Annotated in this window: 28 protein-coding genes; 19 read left to right on the top strand and 9 right to left on the bottom strand. The window is 39.3% G+C overall.

Annotation, left to right across the window (positions count from 1 at the left end):
* Positions 1 to 123 precede the first annotated feature (123 nt).
* The 7 genes from ACMX9J_RS08610 (at position 124) to ACMX9J_RS08580 (ending at position 3197) form a co-directional block, all read left to right on the top strand.
* Positions 124 to 741, top strand: coding sequence for an acetate uptake transporter (locus tag ACMX9J_RS08610; protein WP_049165806.1), 618 nt, complete (start codon positions 124 to 126; stop codon positions 739 to 741).
* A gap of 144 nt (positions 742 to 885) precedes the next feature.
* Positions 886 to 1386: a GNAT family N-acetyltransferase gene (locus tag ACMX9J_RS08605; protein WP_416225652.1), complete on the top strand. Its 501-nt coding sequence runs from the start codon at positions 886 to 888 to the stop codon at positions 1384 to 1386.
* A gap of 118 nt (positions 1387 to 1504) precedes the next feature.
* The gene (locus tag ACMX9J_RS08600) at positions 1505 to 1750 is read left to right on the top strand and encodes a hypothetical protein (RefSeq protein WP_416225651.1); all 246 of its coding nucleotides are present in this window, start codon (positions 1505 to 1507) and stop codon (positions 1748 to 1750) included.
* A 189-nt stretch (positions 1751 to 1939) separates the two neighbouring features.
* On the top strand, positions 1940 to 2095 hold the full coding sequence (locus ACMX9J_RS08595; RefSeq protein WP_176343661.1) for a hypothetical protein: 156 nt from the start codon (positions 1940 to 1942) through the stop codon (positions 2093 to 2095).
* Positions 2096 to 2232: 137 nt separating this feature from the next.
* Positions 2233 to 2433, top strand: coding sequence for a helix-turn-helix transcriptional regulator (locus ACMX9J_RS08590; protein ID WP_034328143.1), 201 nt, complete (start codon positions 2233 to 2235; stop codon positions 2431 to 2433).
* A 154-nt stretch (positions 2434 to 2587) separates the two neighbouring features.
* On the top strand, positions 2588 to 2752 hold the full coding sequence (locus ACMX9J_RS08585; RefSeq protein ID WP_168761083.1) for a hypothetical protein: 165 nt from the start codon (positions 2588 to 2590) through the stop codon (positions 2750 to 2752).
* Between the two features lie 31 nt (positions 2753 to 2783).
* Positions 2784 to 3197, top strand: a complete 414-nt coding sequence (locus ACMX9J_RS08580) for a DUF5301 domain-containing protein (protein WP_416225650.1) — start codon at positions 2784 to 2786, stop codon at positions 3195 to 3197.
* An 81-nt stretch (positions 3198 to 3278) separates the two neighbouring features.
* On the opposite strand, the gene ACMX9J_RS08575 is transcribed toward ACMX9J_RS08580, so the two are convergent.
* The 5 genes from ACMX9J_RS08575 to ACMX9J_RS08555 all read right to left on the bottom strand — a co-directional run bounded on the left by ACMX9J_RS08575 (position 3279) and on the right by ACMX9J_RS08555 (position 5766).
* The gene (locus tag ACMX9J_RS08575; protein ID WP_013058226.1) at positions 3279 to 3419 is read right to left on the bottom strand and encodes a hypothetical protein; all 141 of its coding nucleotides are present in this window, start codon (positions 3417 to 3419) and stop codon (positions 3279 to 3281) included.
* 166 nt (positions 3420 to 3585) lie between these two features.
* Complete coding sequence (locus ACMX9J_RS08570; protein WP_033580350.1) at positions 3586 to 4218, bottom strand: LysE family translocator; 633 nt, start codon at positions 4216 to 4218, stop codon at positions 3586 to 3588.
* Positions 4219 to 4414: 196 nt separating this feature from the next.
* On the bottom strand, positions 4415 to 4855 hold the full coding sequence (locus ACMX9J_RS08565; protein WP_416225649.1) for a DUF5391 family protein: 441 nt from the start codon (positions 4853 to 4855) through the stop codon (positions 4415 to 4417).
* A 77-nt stretch (positions 4856 to 4932) separates the two neighbouring features.
* Positions 4933 to 5130 (bottom strand): hypothetical protein, encoded by a 198-nt coding sequence (locus ACMX9J_RS08560; RefSeq protein ID WP_047750298.1) that lies wholly within the window; start codon positions 5128 to 5130, stop codon positions 4933 to 4935.
* Between the two features lie 153 nt (positions 5131 to 5283).
* Positions 5284 to 5766, bottom strand: coding sequence for a DUF2500 domain-containing protein (locus tag ACMX9J_RS08555; RefSeq protein ID WP_155009926.1), 483 nt, complete (start codon positions 5764 to 5766; stop codon positions 5284 to 5286).
* Positions 5767 to 5892: 126 nt separating this feature from the next.
* Here ACMX9J_RS08555 and ACMX9J_RS08550 point away from each other — a divergent pair, with 126 nt between their 5' ends.
* Positions 5893 to 6858 (top strand): 2-hydroxyacid dehydrogenase, encoded by a 966-nt coding sequence (locus ACMX9J_RS08550; RefSeq protein ID WP_416225648.1) that lies wholly within the window; start codon positions 5893 to 5895, stop codon positions 6856 to 6858.
* A gap of 11 nt (positions 6859 to 6869) precedes the next feature.
* Positions 6870 to 7100, top strand: coding sequence for a DUF3953 domain-containing protein (locus tag ACMX9J_RS08545; RefSeq protein ID WP_049165787.1), 231 nt, complete (start codon positions 6870 to 6872; stop codon positions 7098 to 7100).
* A gap of 28 nt (positions 7101 to 7128) precedes the next feature.
* Here the strand turns inward: ACMX9J_RS08545 and ACMX9J_RS08540 are convergent, their stop codons facing one another.
* Positions 7129 to 8004, bottom strand: a complete 876-nt coding sequence (locus tag ACMX9J_RS08540; RefSeq protein ID WP_028414709.1) for a Cof-type HAD-IIB family hydrolase — start codon at positions 8002 to 8004, stop codon at positions 7129 to 7131.
* A 164-nt stretch (positions 8005 to 8168) separates the two neighbouring features.
* On the opposite strand from ACMX9J_RS08540, the gene ACMX9J_RS08535 reads away from it, so the two are divergent.
* A complete protein-coding gene (locus ACMX9J_RS08535; protein WP_014458988.1) occupies positions 8169 to 8927 on the top strand; it encodes a DeoR/GlpR family DNA-binding transcription regulator in 759 nt (252 codons plus the stop codon).
* 52 nt (positions 8928 to 8979) lie between these two features.
* A complete protein-coding gene (locus ACMX9J_RS08530; protein WP_176343665.1) occupies positions 8980 to 9189 on the top strand; it encodes a hypothetical protein in 210 nt (69 codons plus the stop codon).
* 36 nt (positions 9190 to 9225) lie between these two features.
* Here the strand turns inward: ACMX9J_RS08530 and ACMX9J_RS08525 are convergent, their stop codons facing one another.
* Entirely contained in the window at positions 9226 to 9912 is a 687-nt protein-coding gene (locus ACMX9J_RS08525; RefSeq protein ID WP_176343666.1) for a YoaK family protein, read from the bottom strand.
* Between the two features lie 73 nt (positions 9913 to 9985).
* Positions 9986 to 10486 (bottom strand): GNAT family N-acetyltransferase, encoded by a 501-nt coding sequence (locus ACMX9J_RS08520; protein WP_416225647.1) that lies wholly within the window; start codon positions 10484 to 10486, stop codon positions 9986 to 9988.
* 115 nt (positions 10487 to 10601) lie between these two features.
* Between ACMX9J_RS08520 and ACMX9J_RS08515 the strand changes: the two genes are divergently transcribed.
* The 8 genes from ACMX9J_RS08515 (at position 10602) to ACMX9J_RS08480 (ending at position 19299) form a co-directional block, all read left to right on the top strand.
* Positions 10602 to 11531, top strand: a complete 930-nt coding sequence (locus ACMX9J_RS08515) for a hypothetical protein (RefSeq protein ID WP_416225646.1) — start codon at positions 10602 to 10604, stop codon at positions 11529 to 11531.
* A 104-nt stretch (positions 11532 to 11635) separates the two neighbouring features.
* Positions 11636 to 12265, top strand: coding sequence for a CPBP family intramembrane glutamic endopeptidase (locus tag ACMX9J_RS08510; RefSeq protein ID WP_416225645.1), 630 nt, complete (start codon positions 11636 to 11638; stop codon positions 12263 to 12265).
* A 225-nt stretch (positions 12266 to 12490) separates the two neighbouring features.
* A complete protein-coding gene (locus tag ACMX9J_RS08505) occupies positions 12491 to 13186 on the top strand; it encodes a FadR/GntR family transcriptional regulator (protein ID WP_013058211.1) in 696 nt (231 codons plus the stop codon).
* Positions 13187 to 13464: 278 nt separating this feature from the next.
* On the top strand, positions 13465 to 15024 hold the full coding sequence (locus tag ACMX9J_RS08500) for a sodium:solute symporter family protein (RefSeq protein WP_154991918.1): 1560 nt from the start codon (positions 13465 to 13467) through the stop codon (positions 15022 to 15024).
* Positions 14999 to 15244, top strand: a complete 246-nt coding sequence (locus tag ACMX9J_RS08495; protein WP_034264415.1) for a hypothetical protein — start codon at positions 14999 to 15001, stop codon at positions 15242 to 15244. The genes ACMX9J_RS08500 and ACMX9J_RS08495 overlap by 26 nt, the downstream gene beginning before the upstream one ends.
* A gap of 198 nt (positions 15245 to 15442) precedes the next feature.
* The gene (locus tag ACMX9J_RS08490; RefSeq protein WP_416225644.1) at positions 15443 to 16336 is read left to right on the top strand and encodes a PEP/pyruvate-binding domain-containing protein; all 894 of its coding nucleotides are present in this window, start codon (positions 15443 to 15445) and stop codon (positions 16334 to 16336) included.
* 22 nt (positions 16337 to 16358) lie between these two features.
* Positions 16359 to 17993: a PEP-utilizing enzyme gene (locus ACMX9J_RS08485; protein WP_155007809.1), complete on the top strand. Its 1635-nt coding sequence runs from the start codon at positions 16359 to 16361 to the stop codon at positions 17991 to 17993.
* Positions 17980 to 19299, top strand: coding sequence for an MFS transporter (locus tag ACMX9J_RS08480; protein ID WP_416225643.1), 1320 nt, complete (start codon positions 17980 to 17982; stop codon positions 19297 to 19299). Before ACMX9J_RS08485 ends, ACMX9J_RS08480 begins: the two co-directional genes overlap by 14 nt.
* An 87-nt stretch (positions 19300 to 19386) precedes the next feature.
* Here the strand turns inward: ACMX9J_RS08480 and ACMX9J_RS08475 are convergent, their stop codons facing one another.
* Positions 19387 to 19854 carry a hypothetical protein gene (locus ACMX9J_RS08475; RefSeq protein ID WP_063247484.1) on the bottom strand — a complete coding sequence of 156 codons (468 nt, stop codon included), beginning with the start codon at positions 19852 to 19854 and terminating at the stop codon, positions 19387 to 19389.
* Between the last annotated feature and the right edge of the window lie 69 nt (positions 19855 to 19923).

The raw sequence follows: 19923 nt of genomic DNA, 5'->3' as shown, positions 1-19923 counted from the left end.
AAGCAGTGTAAACGCTACACTGCTTGGTCTTATGGGTTTTTTAAAGGCCAAAAATATCCATTGACACTTCCCGTAGATTTTTGTATCTTTTTAAAGGTGTTTTTAAAATCAGGGAGGTACAACATGAGTAACAACAGCACGCAGCACGTTAAAATTGTAACAGCGGATCCATCAGCGCTAGGCCTATTCGGACTTGCCATGGTGACACTTGTTGCATCGTTTCAAAAGCTTGGGGTAACCGATGGTGTTTCATTGGTATTGCCATGGGCAATTTTTTTAGGCGGAATAGGGCAGCTAATCGCGTCTATGCAAGATTTCAAACATAATAATACCTTCGGCGCAACTGCTTTTGGTGCCTTCGGTTTATTTTGGCTAGGTGTAGCTATGACATGGCTTATTCAGCTTGGCGCATTTGGAGAAGCGCTCGTAAAAGAAGCGGATCCGAAGCAGCTAGCATTTGCTTTTGTCGGCTATTTGATTTTCAGCGTTTTTATGACAGTTGGAGCAATGGGCACTCATAAAGTATTATTTATTATTTTTGTATTAATTGATTTCTTATTTATTGGATTATCGCTAAGTACATTTGATGTGGCCTATGAATACACGCACTTACTAGCAGCAGTGTCAGAGCTATTGATCGCTTTGTTTTCATTCTATGGATCTGCCGCGGCTGTATTAAATACTCACTATGGTCGAGTTGTGCTTCCGGTGGGCAAGCCGTTTGGTGCATTTATTAAATAATCAAGACGTTCATTAAACAGCGAAGTAGGGTTGAATTCTGTATGATGCAGAGGTCAATCCTTTTTTGTTTGTGCGTTTTTATATATAGTAGAAAGAGATAGTTATATATAATAGAAGCTTTTAGAGAAAAAAGAGAAATACATAATGAGAGGAATCGTTTCAATGATTATAAGACAAGTGGATGAAAAAGATTTAAACCAATTAATTACGTTAGAAAACAAAGGGTTTACACCTGAAGAAGCTGCCTCAAAAGATGCATTTATCACGCGGATCAACACCATTCCTGATACGTTTATCATCGCCCAAGAAAATGAAGAAATAATCGGATATGTGAACGGACCCGTCATTTCAGCTCCGTTTATTACGGATGATTTGTTTGAAAAAACGATTTCGAACCCTGAGACAGGTGGTCATCAAAGTATTTTAGGTATCGTTGTAAACCCCAAGCATCATCACAAAGGAATTGCCAGTATGCTGCTAAAAGAGTTTGAAAAACAAGCACGGAACAAACAGCGCGTAACGGTGACTTTAACGTGTAAAGAAGAATTGATTCCTTTTTATGAAAAAAACGGATATGTGAATCAAGGAGTTGCGCAGTCCCAGCATGCAGGCGTGCAGTGGTTTAATATGAGTAAGGAGCTTTAATTTTTACGAAAAATAAAATGATATAAAAAAAGCACAAGTTCTCTTTTAATGAATTTGTGCTTTTTTTACTCTTTATTATGTATAATTATTGTAAATATGTAAAAGTGAGGGTGTTTACATGAATAAGTACGGCGTGCTTTCTTTTATACTAGTAATCATCAGCTTTTCATTTTTTATGGTAAGAAGAGGTCCCGGTGTGAATATGTATGTCGATATTGCAGTGCTGGGGATTCTTTCGCTGGTGGGCATTGTTTTTGCGTCTATGTCGAAAAAATGGTATTCAATTATTGGCGGAGTTGTTTTAAACTTTTGGATGCTTTCATTAGCAGTGTTTTTGTTCGTTGTAGGCATTATAGAAAAGTAAGAAGTGAGGGGTTTTTAACTAATTTTAACAAATGTATAACAATAAGGGAAAAGTGGACAGGACAAAAGTATTTTAGTTGAAGGAAGATCCGAACGATGAATTGAGATTCTTAATGAAGAATCAAATTCGTTCGGTTTTTTTTATTGTGATGATGAACATGTGTTTAATCTATTTCGTTGCTTCTAGCGGTTGGTTGGAGGTCAAGGCGAAGACTCCTGCGGGAAAAGCGGACTAGGTGAGACCCCGCAGGAGCGTAAGCGACGAGGAGGCTCACCAGCCGCCTGCGGAAAGCAACCGCGGGATTCATCCTCAATCATTTATCCCGTTTGCTCGTCTTTAGATTGAATTAATTTTGTTATATCTCAATCTCTTTTTTAGATAGGTAAGAGACATTAATTTGTCAAACATATTTGACAGTAACAAGGAAGATAATATAAGATATGGGTGTAAAAAGTTTTTTACATTTTAGAGATGAGTGATGAATGGTGGAAAATCTAATTAAAGAACTGCGTAAAGTCAAGCGGATGTCTCAAGATGAATTGGCGAAAGTATGCGGTGTATCGAGACAAACGATTAATGCAATTGAAAACAATAAGTATGATCCAAGCTTAGCGCTGGCTTTCCAGCTGGCCCAAGAACTGGGAGCAACAGTAGATGAGCTGTTTTTATTTCATAAATCATGAGTTAGTTAAAAAAAGGTAATGTGAAGCAACGATCTTCCTAGTAGGCGTGTTGACGATTCTGACCTATAAGCGAACAATACATAAGTAGGTAGAAGATTAATACTATTTCTATTGCTTCATATAAAAAATTCACCAAGAGATGGCGGTGAAATGAATGGAAAATCGAGCTGCAGGAGTAGCTCTTACAAGTACGGGCATGTTACTGTTGATGATAACGTTAATACTTCCTGTTCCGGGATTAATCTATAGTTTACTTGTAGGAAGCAGCATTGTACTAAAAGGATGCGGAACAGGAGGAATAAAAAGGTGTATCACCTGAATGCAGCGTGATGTAGAAAAGGAGGTTCCTTTTGAAAAAAAGAACGATTATTATAGCTGCACTTTTATTTATCGTCGTATTTTATTTTACATATACCGGGAAAGCCTATCAGTTAAAAGACGTCATAAAAGTAGAGGAAGCAAACGTTACGCGTATTGAAATAGATACGGACGAAGGAAAACGTGTAGTAGATGACAAAAAAGAGATAAAGCAAATCGTACATTTTTTAGCAAAAGTAGAAGTGAAAAAAAGCAAGGAACTCGATCCAAAGTTTGACCAGTCTTACTGGGTAAAAATCGTTGAAAACGGAAAAGATGCGTACGGATTAACGATTTACGATGACGATTACATAAAAGCGTTTAACTTTGAAGATAAAAAACAAGCGACGTATACGATTGTTAAAGATCAAAAAGTAGATGTTAAAAAGCTGTTTTCAACTAAATAAAAAACCTACTAAAAAAGACAGCCTGCGCTGTCTTTTTTTATAAAAATAATAGATTGAAAATTTTGACTATTTTAAGTGGAATTAATCCTTGCCTATATAATTAATAAATGATTGAATTAGGTCAATATCGGGGTTAACTAACAGTGCTGGAAGAAGGCCAAATGTTAATAATACAAGGACGTTTGATCCAATAAAGATGCGAAGTGCTTTTTTGATTTTCATGATATTTCCTCCCTTTTTTATATTTTCGTATAAAAAGAGAAAAAAATCAATAGAAATGTGACGAAATTGTGAACTTTTTGTCTGATAGTCCCTGATAGATTATAAAAATTCCCTCTCTATACTAGATAAAGAGGGGATATAGTAAATCATAAAATATGTAGAAACATTAAAAGTACATGCGCAGATTCCCGATAAATCGGTAGAGAAAATAGCATGAAAAGCCAATTAAGATACATCCAGCTGCAATAGAAACCCATTTGATATAAAGCTGATTCAGCACTTTTCTAGTTCCAGAGACAATTGTCATTAAGCCCAGGTCATGAATTAAAATTCCCGTTAATATTCCGGCAGCAATCACTAGGAAATGAAAAGAGTGAGAGGCTTGAAGCGAATTTGTCAGCACCGTTCCAAATACGCTCAGCCAAAAAATGAGATTGCTCGGAGAAATCGCAACAAAGATTCCGTTCACATAAGAAGAGGCAAACGACTTTTTTACGTGTTCTCCAGGAGCCGTTATATCATGATCCGCGTGTCTAATGCTGTCATAGCCAATATAAAGTAAAAAAAGTGCCCCTACAAGCCACATAACAAGCTGGATAAAAGGAGCAGACAAAAAAGAAGCCAGTCCAGAGTAAAGAAGCACAATTAGCAACAAATCAACCGTCATGCCTCCAAGTCCCACAACCCATCCGTGAAGAAACCCGTTTTTTAAACCTTGTTTTGTCATTTCAATCGTCACCGTGCCAACCGGAAGGGCAATCGAAAGACCGAGCAGCACATTTGTTAAAAATAACGTCACCAAAAACAAAACCTCTTTCAATCTCGTATCTACTATCGTTTTCCGTTTAAGTGGTCTTTCATTATATAAAAATATGTAGTGAAATTTGATGTTATGTATAAAAAACAGTAAGCACAAAGGCTGCTTCGATATATATTTGAACTTTTTACCTACCAAGCTATAAAAAGAGGAGCAGTAGCTGCTCCTCTTCACCATTTTAAACGCTTTCCTGCACGGTAGTTGACGGTCTTTTAAACGCAGCAACAAACCACACAATATTCGTAATCAGTAAGCCTAAGCAAGAAATCATTACACCTATGATGGAAGCTAAGTTTCCTGAGAAATCTTCCAGTCCAAATAAAAACAGAGCCGGCATTAGTAATAGAGTGCTAGCAGCGATTAAAAGTCCAATGCTGCAAAAAGCAGCCATCACAAATTTTAAGAAATGCATTCCTAGCAAATAAAATGCTAAAGGCAATAGATATAAAAATAGAATCATGCCAAGAGATAACCACATCCCAACTGAACCGAACGTGTTAACATTGGGACCAGAATCTGCTAGAGGAGAAAGCGAAGCAAGAACTATGATAGAGCAGAAAAATAGGGCGGAAAGCAAAGTGGTGATCGCCACACTATTTTTTGCTGTAGAATTACGCACTGTTTGTTAACCTCCTTTCCAAATTAAAAGTATATGGATTAATTTTACAATATAAAAGTCCGAAAATCACCAATTTTTTACAAAAATGTTCGATAGGCTGGATAATAATGAAGAGAAGATGGGTTGAGATAATACACGTGAACATATTTTTTGTGTGGGCCTGGATAGTGGGTTTCGTGCCAGTATTGCGTCAGTATTGTTTGAATAGGGTGCGAATGAGGGGCCTCTCCGTAATGTCCGTAGTAGATACCGCTGCCTGAATAAGGAGAATACATAAAATCACCTGCCTGCTTAAATGAATGTGTTACACGGTATGTTTTTACGTTGGTTAACGTTCTTCTACAATGCAAAAAGGGCACAATTAGGTCATTGGCTATATGAATGCTCCATTACAGTAAAAAAGACCTCTAAAAGCACGAGGTCATAAGCTAAGCATCTGTATGTTCTTCACTGAGATTTCTTTGAAAATCCAAAAAACGAGTTCCTTGAAACGTCAGTATTCCTTCGTCTCCTTCTGCAAGCTTGCCGTACTGGCTGCCTGAAACAGTAAATTCAGAGCGGTCGGTGCTTTCAAATTGAAAGGTTACGTAGTAAGTTGTAGACGTATGAGAGTGGTGATGTTCGTGAGCGTGACTGTTGTGGTGCTGGACGTTTGTCCGTTTGCCCGTAATTTTTGCTTTTACAGATAGACGGGGAGACTGCTCATTTTTGCTCCACGTGCTGATTCCTTTAAAAATAGAAAATAAGAAAATACCAATAACAATAACAAAAAATAACATAACAAACGTAGGCATTCCGTTAAATAACGCATCGTCTGGAAAAAAAGCGCCTCCGCTTAGGTCAGCATCACCTTCAAAAACAATGTCATCTCCGGACGGATCATCTTCAAATATCATTTCATCTTCAAACATTCGTATTCCCCCTTACTATAAATACGATTACTGAATGGAAAAAGTTTCATCTTTATAGTAGGCTTATGATAGAATAGCTAGTTTCTATTCATACATATGAGTGAACAAGGAAAAGGAGAGATACACATGGGGAAATACAAAGTTGTTATGTCTGGAAAAACGTGGCCAAATGCTTATGAAAAGCTAGCGGAGCATTGCGATATTCAAATGTGGGAAGGAGAAGGGAAGATTCCACAAGAAACGCTGCGCGACTGGCTTCGTGATGCTGACGGCTTTTTTAATATCGGCCACATTACAGTAGATGAAGAGCTGTTAGAAGCAGCCCCGAACCTGCGCGTTATTTCTCAATCAGGCGTAGGGTATGACAGTGTAGATGTCGAAGCGTGTACCAAAAAAGGCGTGCCGTTTAGCAATACGCCGGGCGTGTTAGTAGAAGCGACGGCTGATTTAACGTTTGGTCTCTTATTGTCAGCAGCTCGCCGCATTCATGAAGGCTATGAAAAAGTGAAACAAGGAAACTGGGAAACGGTATTTGGCGTTGATTTATTTGGAAAAACGCTTGGTATTGTTGGAATGGGCGATATCGGAAGCGCCGTTGCCAGACGAGCAAAGGCATCGGGGATGAACATCGTTTACCACAACCGAAGCCGCAAGCATGAAGCAGAAAAAGTGCTTGATGCCGTATACCTTTCGCTTGAAGAACTGCTTCACACAGCTGACTGTATCGTATGCTTAGTGCCGCTTTCAAATGAAAGCAAAGGCATGTTTGGAGAAGTGGAATTTAAAGCTATGAAAAACAGCGCGTATTTTGTGAACGCAGCGCGCGGAGGATTAGTGGACACGGAAGCACTGTACGAAGCGCTGAAAAATGAAGAAATTGCGTATGCCGCACTGGACGTAACAGACCCAGAGCCGCTTCCGGCAGATCACAAGCTGCTGCAGCTTTCAAATGTGCTAGTAACGCCGCATATTGGAAGCGCTACGTACGAAACGCGCAATCGAATGGCAGATCTAGCCGTACAGAACCTGCTTTTAGGCCTTGAGAAAAAGCCTTTAGTGACGTGTGTAAACGAAGAAGTGAATTACAAGTAAGAAGAGATTTTTTGTTAAAAGCATTACAGCTTATTTTTTCAATTATTACCGTTGGACTGGCTCTTTATATGATGCTCACCCACAATGACCAGTTCCTTTCGCTTTTAAATATACTTCTAGGCTTAACGATGCTAGTTTTAGGAGCAATTGAGTGGCAAAAAAGAAAGAAAACCAGCGCGTGGCTGCTGTTTTTCGTTGCGCTATTCAGCTGGTTTGTCGGTCTTTATCGCATGACCATTTAAAAACGCTTGGCATACGCCAAGCGTTTTTTTAATGTGCTTTTAGCTGCGTTTCTAACACGTTTTCAATAACGGAAGCTACTCCGTTTTCATCGTTTGTTAATGTAACGTCATCAGCTAGTGCTTTAATTTCTGCATGCGCATTTGCCATAGCGATTCCTTTTCCAGCTCTTTGCAGCATCGATACGTCGTTAAAGCTGTCTCCAATGGCAATGGTATCGTGAAGAGAAGCGCCAACCTCTTTTACAACGTAGTTTAATGCGTTTCCTTTTGAGGCGTCTTTGTGTTCAAGTTCAAAGTTATGATCAGCGGAAGAGACAAGGGTCATGTCGTGCTGCTTGCTAAAGTGATCCCAGCCTTTTTTTCGTTTTTCATCATCAAATGAAAAGGCCAATACGTTATAAAGCTCAGCGTTTGTATTTAAAATATCTTCATACGATGCAACAAAGGCAAATCCCGTTTGGCTGTACTGCTTAGCCGCCGCGTGATGAAGTCTTTCTTCGTCCACGTTTTTATTGGCGCTTTTTACTCGGTCAATTTCAATGGCCAGCAGCTCACGGCCTGAGTTTGGCGTATAAATGGCATGTTCAGCAAACACTTCATAATAAAATTCGTTTGCATCCAGCCACTGAAGCGCTTCTTTTACGTGATGGGCATCAATTGGAACAGAATGTCTGAGCTGTCCGTCCGGGTCATGAATAGTCGCTCCGTTTGCGGCAATCACCCAAAGGTTGGAAAGCTCAGCTTTTTTTAAAATTTCCTGCACGTCGAAATAAGCGCGCCCCGTAGCAACCACGACTTCAACTCCGTGTTTTTGCGCTTTTTTAATTGCTTCTGCATTAATTGTGCTAATTTCACTGCTGCTATTTAAAAGAGTTCCATCTAAGTCTGTAAAAATCATCTTCATAAACTATCTCTCCCTTTGACTATTATTACGTGTTTTTGCTTGTTTTATCTTGTTTATCCTACAATAAACGAAAAAACACTGATAATCAAGCGTTTTTACATTGTTTTTACAAAAGAAACAAGTATAATAAAGTAAAAAGCAGAAAGAAAACAGGTGAACAAGCAATGTTAAAACAAGAAAGACGCAAACAAATTATGAATTTGCTTGAAAAAGAAGGGCGCATTGTAGCTACGACGCTTAGCCAAACGCTGAACGTTTCAGAAGATACAATCCGCAGAGACCTGCGGGAAATGGATGCGCTTGGTCTGCTGCAGCGCGTACACGGAGGAGCGCTTCCGCGTTCCACGTCTGCGGTTGATTACAAAGAGCGTAAACGTGAATTGATGGATGTTAAGCATTCACTTGCCGTTGCGGCGCTTCCGTTAATTAAAGACGGGCAGGTGCTCTTGATGGACGGAAGTACAACAAATATTCAGCTCGTCAAAGCTTTTCCAAAGAATTTAAACGTTACGGTTATTACAAACAGTCCGTTAATTACCGTTGCACTAGCGGAACATGACTTTGTAGAAGTTGTTTCTCTAGGAGGAACGTTTCGAAAAGAATCGATGGTCACGGTAGGACAAAGCGTGGTTGATACGCTTAAGCAAATTCGAGCGGATCTTTGTTTTTTAGGCGTATACGCAATCGATCCTAAAATCGGTATGAGCATTCCTTTGCTTGAAGAAATGCACATCAAAAGTCAAATGATAAAAAGCGCGAGTGAAGTAGCGGCTATTGTAACAGCTAAAAAACTCAATACGTCTTCAACGTACACGTTCAGCTCAGCCAACTCACTAGATTGGCTCATTACAGAAGAACATGTGAACGAAACCGTGTTAAATGCTTATCGCGAAATCGGCATTGAAGTGATCACAAATAAATAGTAGTTTTGGTAAGGAAGTATATGGTAATGTAGAGTAAAAAGGAGCTTGAGCGATGAGCGAACAAATAGATGTTACGCAGGAATTAGCGAAGCTTCAGCAAAGAGTTGAACACCTAGAGAAAAGAGTGAAAGAAGCAGAGTCTAAGCAAGGCCCTTTATGGTTTCTATGGGAAGCTATACGATCGATTTTAATTGGACTATTTATTGTAGGACCTGTGGTCGCCATTATTTTTGGCGTGTTAGCGGCACTATCCGGAAAATAAAAGACCCGTTTCTTTATCGAAACGGGTCTTTTATTATTATTTTTCTGAATCAGAGCGAAACTTTGTGCTGACAAAAATGATAATGGCTAATAGAATCACAATTGGCAGCCAAATAATTTCAAATTTATAAGCTGGCTCTGCAAGTGCGGCGATAACAGCGCCAAAGCAGTAAAGCACAAGAGACAGCGCGCGAAGAATCGCATCGGTGTTAAACGTTTTGCGGTAGCGAGAGCTGCGAAAACGTGCCGTTACGTCTTCAAAGAAGTTAGCAAGCGTCCCTGTTAATACAGTTGTAGAAATTCCGGCTACGCCAAGCTTTCGAGCGGCCGTTGTTTGAAGACCCATTGCTGAGCTTAATAAGAAAATAAATAAGTAAGTTAAGTGTAAAGAAGGAGAAAACGAAGATAAAAGTGCAAAAACAAGTAAAATCAATCCTTCTATTCCAAGGGCAATCGTTACGGCTTTAGGCCAAAACGTTTTTTCTTTGTTTCCAACTAGGATTGCAGCTCCTACAACTCCTACAATAAAACCTCCTAAAGCTGTGAGGGAATGAAAAACAGTTGTTTCAAGCGAGTTTCCGATTGCTAACCCAAGCAGCACGATGTTTCCCGTCATATTTGCAGTAAAGATATGGCCAAGGCTTAAGTAGCCAATTACATCCACAATACCTGCTGTTACGCAAAGAACGAGCAAAATAATGTTTCGATAAGTAGAATTCGTCACGGTAAGTCATCCTTTCTTTTTATACCAACTAAACAGTTTACCGTGAAGAAAAAAATCTGTCCAGAGAGTTGTCCTACAAATTTTCAAGTGTGTCCCACCCAAAAGCCACTTCAGATAGAGATGTACCATCAATGATAACGTCAGCGCGATCGATTCTTTTTCCGCCAAGCGCTTCATAAAATTGACAGGCGCCGTTTTGTTCAAAAGCCCATGTGAGCATCGTATGTATATCACGGTCTACAAGCTCTTGCGCTATTTTATGCATAAGCGCTTTGCCAATTCCTTTTCGCTGATGCTCTGTGAGTAAATACATGGCATACAGTTCTCCGGTATAGGAAGGATGCTTGTTGGTTCTTTCTTTACCATAAGAAGCAAAGCCTACGATTTGACCGTTTTCTTCTGCAACGAAAACAGAATTTGATTCCAGCTGCTTTTTCCAGATGGCTTTTCGTTTTTCAGCGTTCAACGAATGTAAAAAAGAATCCGGAAAAAGTCCTTTATAAGTCGATTTCCAGCTTTCTACGTGTACGTGGGCAATGCCCGCTTCATCACCAATTCTCCCTTGACGTATCATCTGCTCACCTCGTTTTTTTCTATATTTTAACATAAATTTAAAGGTGGTATCCCCGTTTTTCCGTTTTCTTTGTATATATATAGTAGCTATTTTACATAACAAAGGAGATGACGTAATGAGTAAATTATTATTAAAAGATCAGCCGTTACTTGTACTGCCGGCGCTTGCAGTCAAAGTAGGAGTGAACGGAGCGCTGTTTCTTCAGCAGCTTCACTACTGGCTTGAAAAAAGCGTAAACGTGCAGGACGGATATACGTGGGTATACAATACCAATCAGCAGTGGCTGCAGCAGTTTCCGTTTTGGTCGCTTTCAACGATTCAACGCATCATTTCAAAGCTTGAAAAAGAAGGGTTAATTATAAAAGGAAAATACAACCGCTCTAAATTTAATAATACGGTTTGGTATAGAATTGATTATGAGCAATTAGAAAAGCTTATGCCAAGCGATGAATTTGAAGAGCTCGAAGATGTCAATTTGACAGAAAGGGCTAGTCAAATTGAAGCAGCGGAGCCGGTCACAGTGAAGGCGTCATTAACAGAGACTACAGCAGAAAATACAACTCAAATAAAAAAAGAAGAAGACGCGCATGACACTTACGCTCAAACGTTAGAAGGCGCTTTTATCGCTAGAAGAAACCGAGGGATGTATCCTTCAGCCAGTGATTTAAAGCATATGTACGAAGTCGCAAAAAGCGAAATACCACTAGAAACGGCGCTATCAGGACTGCATGAAGCATTCGATCACTACGTGCCTAAATACAGCGGTGATACTATTCGAGCGTTTGCCTATATCAAACAGCATCTTTTTCATAAGCATTATGTAACATCACAGCGTACGCTAGCGAGTCAACAGACTGAAAAGCCGATTTCCTACGTCAATAAAAAGCGTGTCGTTCGCAGAGAATTGACGCCGGATTGGCTAAGAGAAAATAAAGAGGCAGCGCCTTTAGCTTCAGCTTTTAAAGACGATGCTCACTTTGAAAAAGAAAAGAAAAAGCTGGCAGAAAGTCTTCGCGAGCTGGAGCAAGAATTAAAAAATAATTGAAAATACCACTGGACTTTTATAAGATAAAAGATAGTAAACCTTTTGAAGACGAAAGGTTTACTTGGTAAAAGAAAAGCGGCTTTTAAAGAAGGTGCGCCATAAACGTGATAAAATTTTTGTTTTTGCTGTTCATGCCTACAATCTTTGTTTTTTTCGGTTTGTGGCTTATCCAAAATGTGTTGGTAACATTTGTTTGCTTTTACGGCTGGATGTTTATGATTTTATATGCGAATAATAAAATTAACTTTAAGGTAGCGCTTACAAAGAAATCTCTGTATGTGGGAACTCTCAGCGGAATTCTATGTGCCGCTGCGATAATTGGAAGCAGCTTGTTTTTTTCTGGTAAAATCTTTCATGTAGAAGATATGCAAGCGGTTTTGCAAATATGGGGATTTAGCGGATGGAAAGTTATCATTTTAGCCGTCATTTTGATTTTTATTAACCCTTATTTAGAAGAAATGTATTGGCGAGTCTATATGCAGAATAAAGTGAAGAAGCATCTGTCCTTAACTACTTCAACCATTGTTACATCAAGCTTTTATACGCTTTATCACCTGTTTATTGTTCTGCCCGTTTTTGCGTTTCCTTTTAATTGGATCTCGGCTGCAGGCGTTTTTTTAGCAGGTATAATGTGGGCGTGTATAAGGGAGCGATATGGGGCCGAAGCGGCAGTTATTAGTCATGCGCTAGCGGATGCGGCGATTATGATTGTATACGGATTATATGTAAGATAGTGGTATTATATCAAAAAACCATGAATCGTTATTCATTTATAACTTGTTTTCATGGTATAATAACAATAATAGTAAAATTTTATCAACACATTTGAATTGAAATAATGTATACTTGTAATACAAAGATTGAAGCGTTTACATAAATCGGAATACACATAGTTAATCTGGGTCCGATGAACACTAAAAAAAGAGAGAGAGATAATTACTTGGAGGAGGAATAGAAGTATGTTTGTACCTATTGAGCGTAAAAAAGTATCTAGTCAAGTGCTTGATCAATTAAAGAAGATGATTAAAGAGAAAACGTTCCCGCCAGAGTCTCGTTTACCGTCGGAACATGAACTGTCAAAAATGTTTGGAGTGAGCCGCGCACCGATCCGTGAAGCGCTAAGCGTTCTTTCTGCAAGCGGATTGATTGAATCACGACAAGGCGGAGGAAGCTACGTAAAGCGTGTAAACTTAGTGGGCATGCTTGATCCAATGACGTTTGAAATGGTTGAAGCAGATCAGGTTCTTGAATTAATTGAAATGCGTATTATCATTGAGTCGCAGGCAGCAAGCTTAGCCGCGCTGCGCCGCACAGATGAAGAACTGATTGAAATTAAAGAATCGTTAGAAGCATTTAAAAAGACGGTTCATAACAGTGAAGAAATTGGACATGAAGCAGACTATCGTTTTCACCATGATATCGTGAAAGCAGCTCATAATTCATTCCTTCTTCATGCCGTAGAAGATTTAGGGCATTTATATCGAAAAGCGCTTGCTTATTCGTTAAATAAAAGCCAAAAAGAAAATCGCAAGCAAACGGATGCTGACCATGAACGCATTTTTGAAGCGATTAAAAATGGAGAGCCAGAAGAAGCAGCAGAAGCGGTTCGTGATCACTTAGAGCACGTTCGCCAAAAAGTAATGGTATCTCAATAATAAAAAAACGACAGCCCGAGTGGCTGTCGTTTTTTATTACTCAGACCATTCATGTGAGGAAATAGCACACGATGAAAACGAAAATTTATGCTTAAGCCGGTGCAAATGTGCCGGCTTTTTTGTGTGTGAAAGGAGAAAATATCTAATTATACTCTTTAATAATCAGAAAATACAGTATTGTTAATAATTTTACGACGTGGTATTTTATTAACAAATGTTACTTTTATTTACATATTTATGTTAGTAAATCTTACATTTATAGAAAGAGGAGGGATAAGATGCTTTCATCAAGCGTCGGATATTTGATTTTACTGATTTTTGGAGGAGGATTTACGGCCGTTACAATTATGATGCAGCGCCGTCAAGGAAAGGAAATGACGGCTGAGCAGTTCAGTACAGCCGGAAGAAATGTAGGCGTTGGGCTGGCGAGTGCATCCATTATCGCCGCGTGGACATGGGCCGCTACGTTAATGATGTCTTCTTCCACAGGGTATCAGTACGGCATTAGCGGACCGTATTGGTACGCAGCGGGAGCAAGCATTCAAATTTTGCTGTTTGCCATTGTAGCGATTAACCTGAAGAAAAAAGCACCGAACGCTCATACGTTTTTAGAATTTATTGCACAGCGTTTCGACGTGAAAAATCATCGTTTAATGCTTGGCTTTGCTCTTATGACAAATATTATTGTGACCGCCATGGTTATTTTAGGAGGAGCCATTGCTTTAAACTCTCTTACTGGGATGAATATTTTTGTTGCCGCTTTTTTAATTCCTCTTACGTTTACCATCTACACCATGATTGGCGGTTTAAAAGCCTCATTTGTTGCTGATTATTTTAACACTGTTTTTATTTTCATTATTTTATTTATTTTTGCTGCTGCCGTCTATTATAAGTTCGGCGTAACAAGCGTGTACGAAGGGCTGAAAAATCTGCCTTCGTCACAGCATATGCTTACGATGGCATCGGTGCCGGGCCTTTTGTTTGGGATGATTAATATTATCGGGAACTTCGGTACGGTCTTTGTGGATCAAGCTTACTGGCAGCGTGCCATCGCAAGTAAAAACAGCGCTGCTTCAAAAGCGTATATTTACGGCGGAATTGCCTGGTTTTCGATTCCCTTTGCCGTTGCCACTTTCCTTGGCGTAAGTGCCGCTGGTCTTGGAATTGCGGTTGATTCACCAGATTCCATTGCACCCGTTATGGCGTCACACGTGCTTGGAAATCTAGGTTCTATTTTGTTTTTAACGATGCTGTTTATGGCAGTAATGTCGACAGGAGCGGCTGAATTAACGGCGATCACGAATATTATCGTAACGGACATTTACCTGCGTTCTATCAACCCGAAAGCAAGCAGTAAAAAAATCTTAAGCACGTCGCGAAAAGTGACGCTTGGCTTTGGGCTGGCGATGGGCGTGTTTTCCATTTTACTGTTTTACTTAGGAATTAGCCTTGGGTTTGTGTATATGGCCATGGGTATTTTCGTCAGCGGAGCCGTTATTCCCGTCACGCTTGGACTGATGTGGAAAAAAGCGACGAACACAGGTGCATTTTACGGCGCGCTGTTAGGAATGATCGGAGGCGTTATCGCATGGAACACATCTGCTTACGTGATTAATGGTCACATTAATGTGGAAGCCCTTGGCGGACTGTATCCAATGCTTATTGGAAATTCTACCGTTTTTATCATCAGTGGGGTCATATCAATTGGACACGGCTTGCTTGCTAAAAAAGAATTTGACTTTGATGAACTAAAAGACAAATTCAAAAGCTTTGATGAACATGGAGATGAACCATTAAGGGAGGAAGTGGCGTATGGATCCACAACAACAGTTAAATAAAGACGCAAAGCTATGTACGCGCTGGGCGCTGGGACTTACATTCTTATTTGTCCTCTTGTTTCCAGGCGTGATGTTTTTAACGGGCTATCAATATACGCTTTCCTTTTTTAAAGGTTGGACGTATCTGGCGTTTGGCTGGCTGATTATCGCAGGGATTTGTATTATTGTCGGGCCTGTGGTGGAGTTCGTGAGGGAGAAGAAGGATAGAGATACAGTTTAATTTGTCAAAACAATACGAATTTCAAATGTGTTAGTTATAAAAAAGATCACAAATCATATTCTAGTGAATGTGGTTTGTGATTTTTTTGTAAAGATATTTAAAATTAGGTTAATTTTATAAAACTTCACCATGGATTTAAGTGGAATTTTATCGCTGTATTTGATGATCTTTTGACATAAATGAAAGGAGGTGAAGTAATTGCATATCGTCTCTTTAGAAAAAGCATGTTATGCAGAACTACAAGCAGTAGGTTCAAAAGCTTACAATCTTTCAAAAATGATTCAGCACGTTTCTCATATCCCTAAAGGATTTGTTTTAACATCTCACGCATTACTTTCCTTTTTAACATTTAACCAAATAGAAATAAAAGCAGAAGATAGCAGCGTCATAGAAAAGAAGATTCAAAGCGGCACGTTTTCTGCAGCTCTGCAAAAAGAAATTGTTTCTTCGTATGCTAACGTTCAAGGTGCTGGTATAAAAGCCGTAGCCGTAAGATCTTCTTCCGCACTTGAAGATTTGGAAAATGCGTCTTTTGCCGGACAGTATGAAACGATATTAAACGTAAGAAACAGAGAAGAACTTTTGACAAGTATAAAAAGATGCTGGGCTTCTTACTTTTCATCCGTGGTTCAAGCGTATGCCGAAGATAAGGAAATTGCGCTTTCTAATCCCCAGATGGGTGTCCTTGTACAAGGAATGGTTGAAGCCGATGTATCGGGAGTAATTTTTAGCGTAAATCCTATTACAGAAAGTGAAGATGAAGTGGTCATTAACGTGGCGTACGGCTTAGGAGAAGGAATCGTATCAGGTGGTGTTACGCCGGATTTATTTATTATTCATAAACAGACAAAGAATATAATGAAAGAACTAGGATTAAAAGAATATAAGTTAGTGTCAGGTTTTACAGGAATAACAAAAGCGATGACAACGAATAAAGAAAAAAATGAATTTTCTATATCAGATGAAACAGCACTACAGCTGCTTCGTCTAACGAACCAAGTAGAGGAGTATTGTCAGTACGCTGTAGACATTGAATTTGCCATAAAAAATGAAGATATTTATCTGCTTCAAGTAAGACCGGTTACTACATAATGAAAAGGAAAGGGGAAATCAAATGAACGTATTATCTGCATTTCAAAACGACCTATTTTTAAGTGAGGAAGAAAAACAAACGGGGTTTTGGGTACAAGATAATTTACATATCGCACATGCACTAAGCCCTTTATACGCTTCTTTTCAGCTTCCGGCAATGACGTATGGGACAAAGCAAGGTTTTGAAACGTTAAAACTGCCTATTGCTCAATTTGTAGTGAAATTAGCTGATGGAAAAATGTATCAGCAAAATATCCCGTTTCCTGGTGACGTAAATGATCGCTTAAAGGAGCACCAAGAAGCAGTGAAGCCGCTGTTGCCTCGACTTAAACCTAGATTATACGAGTACGTTAATGAGGTGTTTTTACCTTTTTATACGGAAGTCAAAAGAAATGCAGAACGTCCTTTATCTTTAAAAGAAGCAGGAAAAAAAGTAAAAGAGCTGCATGATTTTTATAAAAAAGCTTGGCAGCTTCACTTTGAAATTGTCATGCCAAGAAGTGATTTAGGAATGATTTTAGAAGAGCTATATGGAAACTTGACCGGGGACGCGAATACCGCTTACGTATATGATCTGCTGGAAGGCGTGATGAACAAGTCACTTGAAAGTGATCAAGCACTGTGGGAACTAACTGACACGGTAAAGCGTTCCGGCCCGTTAAAACAAGCTTTTACGGAACAAAGGTCAGAAGAAATAGAAGCAAATCTATTAGGCACAGCTGAAGGCAGAGAATTTTTAAAGAATCTGCAAAGCTTTTTAAATGAGTATGGCTATCGTTCTGCAAATTCGCACGAGTTTATTGATGAGACGTGGGTAGAAAATCCTTTACATGCGCTATCGATTATTGCTGGCTATGTGCGTAAAGATTACGACTTCAAGAAAAATTATGAAGACGTCGTAAAAAAGAGAGAAGAAAGCTATCGTGATGTACTCGCAAACATGCCGGAGTGCGAAGAAAAAGAGCAGTTTAAGCTGTTTTATGGATGGGCTTTGGACGCATGGGGGTTGGACGAAGATCATCATTTTTATATCGATGCGATGCTGCCTGCTACAGCAAGACTTTTTTTGCTGAATGTAGGAACTCTTTTAGCTGATCACCAAGTGATTCATCAGCCTCAAGATATTTTTCATTTTTATTACGATGAATTGCTGGAAGTATTAAAAAAACCCGTGGCATCTCATGAACTTATCGCCAATAGAAAGCAGGAGTTTAAAGAAAATCGTCATAAAAAAACGCCGCCTGCTTATGGAACGCCTCCTCAAACAGGAGAAGATCCTTTATTGGAGCGGGTATTCGGAAAAATGGGGCCTCCAGAAGTAGATGAAACGCAAAAGATCTTTAAAGGAAGTGCCGCTTCAAGAGGTGTTTATACGGGAGTGGTAAAAATCATTTCAGATCCAAGTCAATTTTCTAAGCTTAAACAAGGAGATGTTCTTGTGTGTGAAACAACAGCACCTGCTTGGACCACGTTATTTTCGCTTGCTGGCGCGATTGTAACCAATGCAGGAGGAATTTTATCTCATGCAGGAACAGTGGCTCGTGAATATAAACTTCCAGCGGTTCTTGGCACAAAAGTAGCCGTGGATCTACTAAAAGACGGAGATGTTGTTACCGTAGACGGAACTAACGGAGTGGTGACGATTGAACAGCAGTAAGCCGTCTTTGATTATCTTTTCTATTTTAACGGGAACTTTTTTAATTCCCGTTAATTCCACTATGATTGCGGTAGGCTTACCGTCTATTGCCAAAGCGCTTCATCTTTCCATCGTACATGTATCAGTAGTGGTAACTATTTATTTAATTGTGATGGCAGTTGCTCAGCCCATTGCGGGGAAACTTGGGGATTTATATGGAAATAAAACGATGTTCGTAGCTGGAATGATTATTTTTCTAGTGGGATCTGCCGCCTGTGTGTTTTCATATAACTTACTTTCGCTCACCGTTTTTCGAACGCTGCAAGCATTAGGAGGCGCACTAGCTACTCCTAATGCAACAGCGATTATGAGACACAGTTTACCAAAAGAAAAGCTCGGAAGAACGCTTGGGTTATTTGGATTATCAATGGGGCTAGGAGCAGCTGTAGGGCCTGTATTAGGTGCTTTTTTAATCAAGTATCTTGGATGGACGTCGATTTTTTGGTTTAACGTTCCTTTTGCTGTGCTATCGCTGATTTGTTCATTTATATACGTGCCGTCTAACGTAAAACAAAAAGCAAAAATGCTGGATATAGTGGGCGCTTTATTGCTTGGAGTAAGCATGACGAGCTTTACGCTAATGCTGACGCACCGTGATTTGTTTAATGCTTGGACTATTTTTATATGCATAGCGTCTATCGTTCTTTTCATTGTGCAAGAACGCAAAGTCCAAGAGCCGCTGATTGATTTTAAGCTTTTTAAGGTTCGTCCCTTTTTTTCTTCAAATCTTTCTATTCTATGCAGCAATTTTATGATGTATAGTACTATTTTGTTTGTTCCGCTTTTGCTAGAGAAGCAGTATGATATTCGTTTAATTGGTTTGCTTCTTTTCTTTTTTTCATTAGCCATGTCTATTTCTTCTTGGATAGGAGGATTGTTAGCGGAAAAGGTAGGGAAAGAACATCCGATCCGATTATCGTTTCTTATTTCACTGCTTGCGGCGATGCTTTATTTCCACTTAGCGAATGCATCCATTTCTTATACCATTGTATCTTTATTAGTAGGAGGAGTGGGAGCAGGAATCGGTGTTTCATCTATGCAGGCTATGAATATTCAATCTGTCAAAAAAGAGCAATCAGGGACTGCATCGGGCATTTATTCCACTTTTCGTTATATCGGAGGAATGTTAGCGTCAGCTGCGGTGAGCTTGTTAGTAGGTACTACTGGTCTATTGGTGGTTCTATGTATAGCTGGAATAGCAGGATTTCTTGTGTCGTTAGTTGGAAAAGAAAAGCAAGTTTCCTTGTCCAAAGACGCTTTTAAATAAAAAGGGAATAGCCAGCGGAGAAGCAGACATTCGTTTTATTGCGCGTGCTGAAAATGATGATGTGCTTGTCCAAAGGCTATTCTATTTTTAAGTGATCGCTCTTTTTTCAATTTTACACACCCACCGGTAATACTGCACCACCATCCAAAACAACAGTGGATTTAAGAGGAGCGAATACCACCACGTCCACCATCCGTAGTGAAAATAACCCCAAGGAGCAGGGAGAAGAGCCACTACTTCATAAAGTAAAACAGCAACCGACCAAAATAAAATATAGGCGGCTTTTTTTGTGAGTTTCCCGGCAAGGGGATAATAGGTAAGAAAAAGCATGTTTACAGGCGGAATGAGAACAGTATAAGCAAAAATACCTTGCCAGTCCGTCTCTTGTGTAAAATACCAGTAGCCGTGAAATTTGAAATTAATAAAGACGTCAAAGATGTGCTGAGCAGCAATGGTGAACATCCAAATGTGTACAATTTGATTTGCTGTGAAGCGCTTGTTTGTTTTAAAAGCAAGAACGTTAAATACTAAAATAGAAAGAATTAATCCAATCATATTGGTTCTCCTTTTGGCTTCTTGACTATATTGTATAATTTTAGGAGATTAAATCCAATAGAGAAATGG

This window comes from Priestia sp. RMT2NF4 (assembly GCF_047872835.1).
Taxonomy (GTDB): Bacteria; Bacillota; Bacilli; order Bacillales; family Bacillaceae_H; genus Priestia; species Priestia zanthoxyli.
The sequence above is the reverse complement of the archived record's forward strand: the minus strand, read 5'-3'. Positions and strand labels throughout refer to the sequence as shown.

Excerpts from the sequence above, each read along its gene's own strand:
- ACMX9J_RS08555 (WP_155009926.1), bottom strand. The coding sequence starts at position 5,766 with ATGTTTGAAGATGAAATGATATTTGAAGATGATCCGTCCGGAGATGAC.
- ACMX9J_RS08540 (WP_028414709.1), bottom strand. The coding sequence starts at position 8,004 with ATGAAGATGATTTTTACAGACTTAGATGGAACTCTTTTAAATAGCAGC.
- ACMX9J_RS08560 (WP_047750298.1), bottom strand. The coding sequence starts at position 5,130 with ATGTATTCTCCTTATTCAGGCAGCGGTATCTACTACGGACATTACGGA.
- ACMX9J_RS08575 (WP_013058226.1), bottom strand. The coding sequence starts at position 3,419 with ATGAAAATCAAAAAAGCACTTCGCATCTTTATTGGATCAAACGTCCTT.
- ACMX9J_RS08505 (WP_013058211.1), top strand. The coding sequence starts at position 12,491 with ATGTTTGTACCTATTGAGCGTAAAAAAGTATCTAGTCAAGTGCTTGAT.
- ACMX9J_RS08520 (WP_416225647.1), bottom strand. The coding sequence starts at position 10,486 with ATGATACGTCAAGGGAGAATTGGTGATGAAGCGGGCATTGCCCACGTA.
- ACMX9J_RS08500 (WP_154991918.1), top strand. The coding sequence starts at position 13,465 with ATGCTTTCATCAAGCGTCGGATATTTGATTTTACTGATTTTTGGAGGA.
- ACMX9J_RS08550 (WP_416225648.1), top strand. The coding sequence starts at position 5,893 with ATGGGGAAATACAAAGTTGTTATGTCTGGAAAAACGTGGCCAAATGCT.
- ACMX9J_RS08515 (WP_416225646.1), top strand. The coding sequence starts at position 10,602 with ATGAGTAAATTATTATTAAAAGATCAGCCGTTACTTGTACTGCCGGCG.
- ACMX9J_RS08475 (WP_063247484.1), bottom strand. The coding sequence starts at position 19,854 with ATGATTGGATTAATTCTTTCTATTTTAGTATTTAACGTTCTTGCTTTT.
- ACMX9J_RS08535 (WP_014458988.1), top strand. The coding sequence starts at position 8,169 with ATGTTAAAACAAGAAAGACGCAAACAAATTATGAATTTGCTTGAAAAA.
- ACMX9J_RS08485 (WP_155007809.1), top strand. The coding sequence starts at position 16,359 with ATGAACGTATTATCTGCATTTCAAAACGACCTATTTTTAAGTGAGGAA.
- ACMX9J_RS08585 (WP_168761083.1), top strand. The coding sequence starts at position 2,588 with ATGGAAAATCGAGCTGCAGGAGTAGCTCTTACAAGTACGGGCATGTTA.
- ACMX9J_RS08530 (WP_176343665.1), top strand. The coding sequence starts at position 8,980 with ATGAGCGAACAAATAGATGTTACGCAGGAATTAGCGAAGCTTCAGCAA.
- ACMX9J_RS08590 (WP_034328143.1), top strand. The coding sequence starts at position 2,233 with ATGGTGGAAAATCTAATTAAAGAACTGCGTAAAGTCAAGCGGATGTCT.
- ACMX9J_RS08605 (WP_416225652.1), top strand. The coding sequence starts at position 886 with ATGAGAGGAATCGTTTCAATGATTATAAGACAAGTGGATGAAAAAGAT.
- ACMX9J_RS08610 (WP_049165806.1), top strand. The coding sequence starts at position 124 with ATGAGTAACAACAGCACGCAGCACGTTAAAATTGTAACAGCGGATCCA.
- ACMX9J_RS08495 (WP_034264415.1), top strand. The coding sequence starts at position 14,999 with ATGGATCCACAACAACAGTTAAATAAAGACGCAAAGCTATGTACGCGC.
- ACMX9J_RS08600 (WP_416225651.1), top strand. The coding sequence starts at position 1,505 with ATGAATAAGTACGGCGTGCTTTCTTTTATACTAGTAATCATCAGCTTT.